At 59.9% G+C, this 10,390-nt stretch carries 4 protein-coding genes; 3 read left to right on the forward strand and 1 reads right to left on the reverse strand.

Translation table 11 applies throughout. From position 1 onward, the window contains the following. The first annotated feature begins 127 nt into the window (after positions 1–127). Positions 128–2,107 carry a bifunctional tRNA (5-methylaminomethyl-2-thiouridine)(34)-methyltransferase MnmD/FAD-dependent 5-carboxymethylaminomethyl-2-thiouridine(34) oxidoreductase MnmC gene (mnmC, locus tag GHO03_RS16825; RefSeq protein ID WP_133144939.1) on the forward strand — a complete coding sequence of 660 codons (1,980 nt, stop codon included), beginning with the start codon at positions 128–130 and terminating at the stop codon, positions 2,105–2,107. On the opposite strand, the gene GHO03_RS16830 is transcribed toward mnmC, so the two are convergent. After that, the gene (locus tag GHO03_RS16830) at positions 2,094–6,908 is read right to left on the reverse strand and encodes an NEL-type E3 ubiquitin ligase domain-containing protein (protein ID WP_153400223.1); all 4,815 of its coding nucleotides are present in this window, start codon (positions 6,906–6,908) and stop codon (positions 2,094–2,096) included. The two genes, mnmC and GHO03_RS16830, sit on opposite strands and share 14 nt — an antisense overlap. A gap of 343 nt (positions 6,909–7,251) precedes the next feature. On the opposite strand from GHO03_RS16830, the gene GHO03_RS16835 reads away from it, so the two are divergent. Together GHO03_RS16835 and ngg are read left to right on the forward strand one after the other, a co-directional pair. Continuing rightward, positions 7,252–9,024, forward strand: a complete 1,773-nt coding sequence (locus GHO03_RS16835) for an N-acetylglutaminylglutamine amidotransferase (RefSeq protein WP_153400224.1) — start codon at positions 7,252–7,254, stop codon at positions 9,022–9,024. 3 nt (positions 9,025–9,027) lie between these two features. After that, a partial coding sequence (gene ngg, locus GHO03_RS16840) for an N-acetylglutaminylglutamine synthetase (RefSeq protein WP_153400225.1) occupies positions 9,028–10,390 on the forward strand: 1,363 nt, incomplete at its 3' end.

Consider the following 10,390-nt stretch of genomic DNA (forward strand, 5'->3'; position numbering starts at 1 on the left):
GGCAAGATGAACCAAGCCTAGCGGATTGCTCTGCAATATGCAGGAAGAAACCGAGCAAACCTGTCATGGATCAGTCCCGGCCTGACTGATCGGCTAGAATGGCTGCCTTGCCGTTGCCGAGCCACACATGACTACTGAAACTGCCAATGCCCAGATCGACTGGGATGACCAAGGTCGCCCCCATTCACGGGTGTTTGATGACGTGTATTTTTCGGACAAGTCGGGGCTTGAAGAAACCCGCTATGTCTTTATCGAACAGAACGCCCTTGCAGAGCGTTTCGCCGCCCTGCCCGCTGACGGCCATCTGGTTATTGGCGAAACCGGTTTCGGCACCGGGCTGAATTTTTTGTGCGCATGGCAGCTGTTCGAGCAACATGCCCACCCCGATGCGCGCCTGCAGTTCATCAGCGTCGAAAAATACCCGCTGACCCGCAACGACCTGCAACGCGCGCTGGCCCTGTGGCCGGAGCTGACGCCCCTCAGCGAACAATTGCTGGCCGTGTATTTTGCAATCCATCCGGGCTTTCAGACCCTGACCCTGGCCGAAGGCCGGGTCACGCTCACGTTGTTGATCGGCGATGCACTTGAACAGTTGCCGCAACTCGACGCCAAAGTTGATGCATGGTTTCTCGACGGTTTTGCCCCGGCGAAAAACCCCGACATGTGGACCCCGGAACTGTTCGCGCAATTGGCACGTCTGGCGGCACCCGATTCGACAATCAGCACATTCACCAGCACCGGCTGGGTACGCCGCGCGCTGAATGACGCCGGATTCAAGATGCGCCGCACGCCAGGTATAGGCCATAAGTGGGAAATCCTGCGCGGCACCTTTGTCGGCTTGCCGGACACCGCTTCAACAGCACCCACAGTCAAACCCTGGTTTGCCCGCCCGCCCCGGGTCAAAGGCCCGCGTACAGCACTGGTCATCGGTGGCGGCCTGTCGGGTTGCGCCAGCGCCAATAGCCTGGCCCGCCGCGGCTGGACGGTGATATTGCTGGAGCGCCACGAAAGACTGGCCAAGGAAGCGTCGGGCAACCCGCAAGGCGTTCTGTACCTCAAGCTCTCGGCACACGGTACGACTTTGTCGCAGATGATCGTCAGCGGCTTTGGCTACACCCGTCGTCTGCTGGAACACCTGCAGCGCGGGCGCGACTGGGATGATTGCGGGGTCCTGCAATTGGCTTTCAACGCCAAGGAAGCCGCACGACAGGCCCAACTGGCCGCAGCCTTCCCCCCGGCGCTGGTGCATCTGCTTGACCAACCCCAGGCACAAGCCCTGGCCGGGATCGAACTGGCCCACGGCGGCCTGTTCTACCCCGAAGGCGGCTGGGTTCACCCTCCAGCGCTTTGCCACTACCAGGCCTTGCACCCCAAGGTTCGGGTGCTGACCCACCATGACGTTTTGCAACTGCACAAGGTCAATGAGCAATGGCAGGCGTGCCATAACGACCAGGTACTGGCCAGCGCTCCGGTTGTCATTCTGGCTGGCGCTGCCGAGGTCAAGCGCTTCCCGGCCAGCAGCGGCCTGCCACTCAAACGGATTCGCGGGCAAATCACTCAACTGGTAGAAACCCCTGCCAGCGCCGTATTGAAAATCGTAGTGTGTGCCGAGGGCTATGTGGCTCCTGGCCGCCTCGGTGAGCACACGCTGGGCGCCAGCTTCGACTTTGATAACGAAGACCTGACCACCACCCCGCAGGGGCATCAAGGTAACCTCGAGCTGCTCGAGGAAATCTCACCGGACCTGGCCCATCGGCTCGGTGACGAACAACTCAACCCTGACACCCTGAGTGGATGGGCAGCGTTCCGCTGCACCAGCCCGGACTACTTGCCAATTGTAGGCCCGTTCGCGGATCCGGAGCAGTTCGCCAGCGCCTATGGCGTGTTGCGCAAAGATGCCCGACAGGTGCCTGACGTCCCCTGCCCGTGGCTTGATGGCTTGTACGTCAACAGCGGCCACGGCTCTCGCGGGCTCATCACCGCACCCCTGTCTGGCGAAATACTCGCCGCCTGGATCAACGATGAACCCCTGCCCGTATCCAGAGCAGTGGCCGAAGCCTGCCTGCCGAACCGGTTCGGGCTGCGGGCCCTGATCAAAGGGCTGTAGAGGGCGACCCCTCAAGGGACTTGGGCGCCAGCAGCGCCTCGGTCTTTTGCAGGCTCCAGACATCGACAGCCGCGTCCATCTGATGGCGAACTTCGCTGACCTCGCGCAGATAGCGCTCACTGTTCATTTCTGGAGATCTTTTAAGCAAGTTGCTTAACGCCTCGAAGTACGGCTCGGTCAGCGCGCCATATTGCGTCCTGTGGGTACGTATCAAGTACTCCCGCCAAAACTGGCGGGTGCTGATAAAGATGTTCAGCGAGGCCGTTTTCTCGGCCTTTTCGACTTCCAGCCGCGCAATGTCCAGATCTGCCTGAGTCACCCCGGCCAGTGATTTAAACACCATGCTTTCAGGTTGCCCCGGCAGCTCAAGGGCTCGCGCCAGGCCCACACGGTAAGCCAGGTGCATCTCAAGCTCGTCCGGTGCCGGGCCTGCCCCCTCAAGGCGTAACAAAAAGTGCTCGTGGGCGATTCTGGCGAGCCTGTCGAGCCTGAAAAGCCCTTTGCTCAAAGTCAGCAGTTGCTGCTTCTGAGGCGAGCCCGCGCCTGAAAGCCCGGACAGTTCCATTTGCACTTCCATCTCGCTGAACGTAAAAGCCACACTGTCTGTACAGCTACGCGGCGAAGCCGCAATATCCAGCACATCACGGCGCAAGGAGGAGCTCTCGTTGGCCGCTTCAATCATTTCCCAGACACGTCGGCTGAAATCCTGACGCACTTCATGGGCGTCCGCAGTCGATGTCAAACGGCTGAGCACCGTAAAAAAATCGTCTGAAGCCGCATCGGCTCGCAAGCTGTTCCATAACAGCTCTCTTCTTCGCAATTCCTGAGCAGTAATACCCGCCGTCCAGAACTCGAACGCCGCCGCCTCGCTCATCAACTGTTCGCTGTTGATGCCCATGCTGCTGCCACCCTGCATGGCATAGCGGGCCAGACGCAGGCGGCTGGTGGCGGACAACGGGTTGCCGGCCAGGGAAATATTGCGCGTCACAGTGGGCGAGGCCTGATAGACATGTTCAGGTATGTCGATAATACGGTTTTCCCGCAGATCGGCCGACTCAAGAAACGGGCGGGATATCAGGTCTTGCGGCCATTGGTCGATCCAGGTACGACGCAAATAGACCCGACGCAAAAAACCCAGATTACTGAGGCTAAGGTTCGGACCCAGCAGGTTGTCATTGAGGTTGAGCACTTGCAGCTTGCCCAGCGAGTTCAATACCGACAGGTTGCCCGGGTTCAGATACAACAGGTTACGGGCCAGGGACAAACGCTGCAGATTGGGCATGCGCTCCAACTGCCTGGGCAGGTTGACCATGCGATTGTTATCCATTTCAAGGGCAACCAGCCCGCTGAAATGTTCAAGGAATGCATTGGCCGTGTCCCGGCAATTCATGTTGCTGAGTTTCAATTCCCGCACATGGCTGAAGTCGGCAATGGCTGGCAGATCCGGAAAGTTGCCCAATCGAAAGCCGTCCAGGCTCAGGCTGTGCAACTCTTCGTTGTGAGCCCAGGGAATATGAGCGGGGTTTTTACGCCAGCAACGCTCAATCAGCCCTGCAGCCTGATATCGGTTCTCGGGGTAGTCATATAGGGTATCGGTCGGAACAACTTCACCCGGAGTGGCATCGATCCAGGCTTGCAGGCTCGTTAGCAAGGCCCTTCTCTCGCGCTTGCGCTCACGCAGGATATTGAGCGGTTCAAGCCCCCGCTCGACCAGGGTGTCGAGGTATTCAATGACTTGCTCATCTTCAAAGTCGGAGTAAATCCTGCGCACACGGCGCTGCAATTCCCAGGAGTGCTCACCGGATGTCACTCCGCACAGGGGGTAGCCCACCTGACCATCTGCCAGGGTAATCGGCGGTTTGAACCCCGGTTTGATCGGCTGTATGCGCAACACCTGGGCGGACTCCTGACGGGCATTGGCCGCCCGCTTTGCCAGGGCCGCATTGAACGCCGGGGCATCCGTGTTTGCAGCAAAGCCCATGGCATCGCGCTCAAGATCGGTCAGGGATTCAAACACGGCAGTGGATAATGGCAGAGGACCGCCAGGCGCAAGCAAATGGACATGACCGCGAGGCCGGTAACGCTCGTAGCCCCGCAGCGTTTTGACCAGCACGTGCGGTGGGGTCGTCTGTACGCCGCCCCAATAATGAGTCATGGCGCCTGAAATCGAATCTTCGCGAATCTCCAGCGCCTTGTCAGCAGGCCAGCCGGGCAGTTGATCCAGATAATGCAAGGCCAGCCGCTCAGTGTCGTCATTGGCCTGATGCTCAAGATAAAAGCCTTCGATCGCCCGGTTTATCCTGGCCTCACGCAGGTGCATGCGCGCCAGCTCGGCCAGTTCCAGAGGCACCCTACCCCTGCGCAAATGTTCAAGCTGCGGATTACTGGCCGACTCGACCAACGCTTGCGCTACCGTACGGGGCAACCCCGGAAAGTCACGTTCGATGGGCAAAGCTTCTGCCGCAGACGAGATATTGAAAAGCCCATACAACCTCTCGAAGACCTGACGTTTGTTATCCCGCGCATGACTGCCCAATACCAGGGCCAGTCTGCGGGCCAGTGCCCCCGGAGCAGGCAGGTCATTGCCCAGCAGTGCCCTGACCTGTGAGTCGGACAAGGCAGCAAGAACAGCATCCAGCAACTTGCCTTGCTCAACGACAGAGCTTGTCAGGTTGATATGGGACGTAGCCGGCCACATCACACTGGCATAGTGCGCAAGGCGGTTTCCCGTATCGTCGGCAACCGTCAACACCTTGCCCGCTGGCCATTTCGGCAATGCCGGCAAGAGCTGTAATTGCAGCTCGCTCCAGCGTCGGGAGGCATACTGGTCGGTACTCATCTGTGCGACAAAGGTGTCGATAAGCTGGTTGATTTCAAAGCGCTTGAGGCTGACTTTCAGCAAGGAAGGCGGCGCCAGACTTTCCAGATGCATGCGGCGCAGGACGCCCGGTGCGGTGTCAGTCAGTTCCCGAATCCGTTCCAGTGTCTGCCTGTCCAGTGCTGCTGTTGCCGATCCCAACCGGCCCAGTAGCGTCGCACTGTCTTGCCACTCCAGTGGCCGCTCATGGGCATGCTGCCAGGCCCCTTCGTTGTTATGTAGCAAGGCAGGCTTGAAAGCATCGGCCCTGCGCGGATGAGGTATGCGCCATTGCCTGCGCTCGCTGTCGAATTCGACAGGATAGTGCTTGCCGTCCACGTCTACATACTGCCTGCCATGAAGGCTGAGTAAACCTTGGGCATCAGCTGTATAGCGATGCTCGCCCATTACTTTATGCTCGTAGTGCTGCAGGTTTTTATTCCATAACCGGGTGGTGCCATCATCACGACTGACGGGTTGATGGCCTTCAAAGTGCGCCCGGGTGGCTGCACTCAAACGACTGGCAGCGGCTTTGACAGCTCCCAGCCCGACCACTACCCCTGCGTTGACGGCCAGATCCGTGGCGACATTGAGCAAGTGCTCGCGAGCATGGTCAACATCGCCCTGGGCCCAGTCTTCCACCCCCTCATAGACTTCTTTGAGCATCTCCCCAATGGCCACCGCCAGCATCAGATCGCCCAGCACCGGCACAAAAAGGGCCGCGACGTTTACCAGAAACAACCCTGCCGTTTTGTACATCTGCCAGCGCTCTTCGCGTTCGCGCTCGTCCAGCACGCCGGTGGGCACGGCCAGTTGCCGGGCATCGGCAAACATGCTCCTGAGCTGCACCGTGCACAGGTAATGCGCTGCGCTGATGGTCAGAGGGGTTGCGGTAAGGGCCAGATGCTCGGGACTGCCAGCGACCTTTTGCATAAACAGCGGCCGTACTTTCAAGGCCGTGAAGCGGGAGAAAAACCTGGCATACCCCGGATCCAGCAGGCGATGCTTCAACTCATCGGTGAATACCTGCAATGAACTGAACTCGAACAAGGGTGCCCGCGGGTCATTGGGGATATAGGCAATCAAGCGGTTGCCGGGGTGCAACAACAAGGTGTCGGAAGAGAAGACCACCACCCCGTCAATTGCCGTGTCCAGTATCGACAAGGAACTTGGCACCATCGGCTTGCCGTCCAGTTGCACCCCGTGCACCTGGGCAGTACTGGCGGGCAGAGCCAGGGCGGCAAGCAGTGTGGTATAGGCTGCCTGACTGATTTGTTTCTTGAGGTAGGCGACATGCGCGTCGACCGCCATGTCATGGGTTTTTAAAAGCCTGAGGTTCGACTCTGTCGCCAAATGCCTGGGCCCGGGAGTTCCCGACGCCGTAACGCCCAAAGCGTGCTCCAGATACTGTTGATACTTGAGCCCCAGATCCAGCCTGCGGCATAGCGCGGCAAAGTGGCAGGGCTCAAGAGGGCTGATCTGCTGAGGATGGCCACCGTAGCGGATATGGCTTTGCGGATTAAAGCCGTTTGCAAGGGCCTCGTCGGCCGAAAAATTCTGCAGGGCTGCCCACAGCAGGGTTTTCGGCTCGTCATGCACCAGGTAATGGCGAACGGAACTGAACAACGTGATATTGGGGATCAGGTGAACATGCACCACCGCCAGATAGTCACGGTGAATATTCAGTGACGACCCGAACTCACGCCTGACCTCGGCTGCCAGCAATGCCCCGCAGTACACCTCGACACTTTGCAGCTCACCGAACTTCTTGCCGACCAGGCCATGATAGAAACGGCTACTGGCCATGGATGCATTCATGGCCGCAATGACCTGTGGATCAGCGCCCAACAACCATTTGGGCATATGGCTGTGGACCAGCTCCAGGGGTTCCAGGTCACTGAGCGTGGTATCGCGAGCATCCAGCGGGGGCATATGGCGGGGCATATCCGGTCTTCTGCAGGTCAGAGAGCGCCTAACCTAACGTGGCGTCGCAGGGGATGTGACATAGATAAATAGTGCTCTTCAGCCAAAACCCTGCTGGCCTCCCAAGCCCCGACAAAACAACCACTTGTAACTTTTATTGAACGATCCGGGCACAGGTCACTCGATAAAACACGGTCATTTATGCCGGAGCGAGTGCCTTGTGCCTTGCACCGCAAGGGCTGGCGATGCAGTCAAAAACTGCATCGCCCTTTAAAACCGGGCCCAAAGCGCTACCAGGCGTCCTGCAAAGACGCTGACTCATCCCTGTAGCACCACATGCCGAAAGACCAAGGATTTACACACCATGTGCGGATTAGCTGGCGAGTTACGTTTTGATCAACACCCTGCCGACCTGGCAGCCATCGAACGCATCACCCACCACCTTGCACCACGTGGCCCCGATGCCTGGGGTTTTCACAGCCAGGGGCCGATAGCCCTGGGCCATCGCCGCCTGAAAATCATGGATTTGTCGGATGGTTCAGCCCAACCGATGATCGACAGCCAGCTGGGTTTGTCGCTGGCCTTCAACGGCGCAATCTATAACTTCCTCGAGCTGCGCGCCGAGCTTGAAGCCCTGGGCTACAGCTTTTATTCGGGTGGCGATACCGAAGTGCTGCTCAAGGGCTATCACGCCTGGGGCGAAGCGCTGCTGCCCAAGCTCAATGGCATGTTTGCCTTTGCCATCTGGGAACGCGATGCCCAGCGCCTGTTTCTGGCCCGCGATCGTCTCGGGGTCAAGCCGCTGTATCTGTCGCGTACCGGTGAGCGCTTGCGCTTTGCCTCGACCCTGCCGGCGCTGCTCAAGGGCGGTGATATCAGCCCCATGCTCGACCCGGTGGCGCTTAATCACTACCTGAATTTTCATGCCGTTGTACCAGCGCCACGCACGCTGATTGCCGGTATCGAAAAGCTGCCACCCGCGACCTGGTTGCGTATTGACGCCAATGGCCACACCGAGCAAAAAACCTGGTGGACCCTGCCCTACGGCCCCCGTGCCGATGAAGTCAATCTGACCCTGGAAGATTGGCGCGATCGTGTCCTCGACAGCACCCGCGAAGCCGTGGCCATCCGCCAACGGGCTGCGGTGGATGTCGGCGTGCTGCTCTCTGGCGGTGTCGACTCCAGTTTGTTGGTGGGGTTGTTGCGCGATGTGGGCGTACAGGATCTGTCGACTTTCTCCATCGGCTTTGAGGACGCAGGCGGCGAGCGCGGGGATGAATTCCAGTATTCGGATTTGATTGCCCGGCATTACGGCACGCGCCATCACCAACTGCGCATTGGCGAGCACGAAATCATCGAGCAACTGCCAGCGGCCTTCCGCGCCATGAGCGAGCCGATGGTCAGTCATGACTGCATCGCCTTTTATCTGTTGTCGCGTGAAGTGGCCAAGCATTGCAAGGTGGTGCAAAGCGGCCAGGGCGCTGACGAACTGTTTGCCGGCTATCACTGGTATCCACAAGTAGATGGCGCCAGCGATCCTTATGCCGCGTACCGCGAAGCCTTTTTCGACCGCAGTTACGACGAGTACAAGGCCACCGTCCAGCCACAATGGCTGACAGCCAATGACGCCGCTGGCGACTTTGTGCGTGAGCATTTCGCACAGCCGGGGGCCCAGGCCGGGGTGGACAAGGCCTTGCGCCTGGACAGTACCGTGATGCTGGTGGATGACCCGGTCAAACGGGTGGACAACATGACCATGGCCTGGGGCCTGGAAGCCCGCACGCCGTTTCTCGATTACCGCCTGGCCGAGCTGTCAGCGCGGATTCCAGCGCGCTTCAAACTGCCCGACGGCGGTAAGCAGGTACTCAAGGAAGCCGCACGACTGGTGATCCCCAGCGAAGTCATCGACCGCAAAAAAGGCTATTTCCCGGTGCCGGGGCTCAAGCACTTGCAGGGCAACACCCTCAACTGGGTGCGCGACCTGCTGCTGGACCCGAGCCAGGATCGCGGCCTGTTCCAGCCAGCCATGCTTGACCAGTTGCTGACCAACCCGCAAAGCCAGCTGACCCCCCTCAACGGCTCCAAGCTGTGGCAACTGGCCGCCCTGAACCTGTGGCTGAGCGAACAAGGAATCTGATCGATGAAACCTCTCGCTACGGCTTATAGCCAGCGTTTACTGCGTGGCCAGACGCCTTCCTATGAACGCCTGCAAGCCCGCTTTGCCGAAGACGGCAGCGAACTGAATGCCTGCCCCGTGGCCGTACACTGCGGCTGGGGCCGGCTGTTGATCGGGCATACCTTTCCCGATCCCGTCACCCTGGCCGAAGAGCTGCTCAACGAGCAGCCCGGCGAGCGCGATATTGCCCTGTATGTCGCCGCGCCCCAGCAGGTGCTGGCGCAGTCGCCGCAACAACTGTTTCTCGACCCCTCGGATACGCTGCGCCTGTGGTTTACCGATTACCGCCAGGCCACCCGAGTGTTTCGCGGCTTCCGTATCCGCCGCGCACAAAGCGAGGCGGACTGGAACGCGATCAACACCCTGTACCTGTCACGCTCCATGCTGCCCATCGACCCGACCCTGCTGACCTCGCGCCACGACGGCGGCCCGGTGTACTGGATGGCCGAAGACGAGGACAGCGGCGCGGTGATCGGCAGTGTCATGGGCTTGAACCATCACACCGCATTCAACGACCCCGAAAACGGCAGCAGCCTCTGGTGCCTGGCGGTCGACCCGCTCTGTTCACGCCCGGGAGTGGGTGAAGTGCTGGTGCGGCATTTGGTCGAGCACTTTATGAGCCGCGGCCTGAGCTATCTCGACCTGTCGGTGCTGCATGACAATGCCCAGGCCAAGAACCTCTATGCCAAACTGGGGTTTCGCACCCTGTCGACCTTTGCCATCAAGCGCAAGAACGGCATCAACCAGCCGCTGTTTCTGGGGCCTGGCCCCGAGGTCGGACTCAACCCCTATGCCAGCATCCTCGTTGAAGAAGCCTACAAACGTGGCATCGACGTGCAAATTGACGACGCGGCCGCCGGCCTGTTCACCCTTAGCCACGGCGGGCGACGGATTCGTTGCCGCGAGTCCCTCAGCGACCTGACCAGCGCCATCAGCATGAGCTTGTGCCAGGACAAGTGCCTGACCCACAAGGTGCTCAGCCAGGCCGGCCTGAACGTGCCGACCCAGCAACTGGCGGGCAATGCCGATGACAACCTGGCGTTTGTCGAAGAGCACGGCCGGGTGGTGGTCAAACCGGTGGATGGCGAGCAAGGCAATGGCGTAGCGGTGGACCTGGACAGCATCGAACAGGTGCAACAGGCCATCGAGGCAGCGCGGGCGTTCGACAGCCGGGTGCTGCTCGAGAGCTTTCACGAAGGCCTCGACCTGCGCATTGTGGTGATCGGCTTTGAAGTGGTGGCTGCCGCCATCCGCCGTCCCGCGCAAGTGATCGGCGACGGTCAGCACCGCATTCAGCGCCTGATCGAGGCGCAAAGCCGCCGACGCC

Origin of the sequence: Pseudomonas sp. FSL R10-1339, from assembly GCF_009600545.1 — a bacterium.
GTDB classification, from domain to species: domain Bacteria; phylum Pseudomonadota; class Gammaproteobacteria; order Pseudomonadales; family Pseudomonadaceae; genus Aquipseudomonas; species Aquipseudomonas bubulae.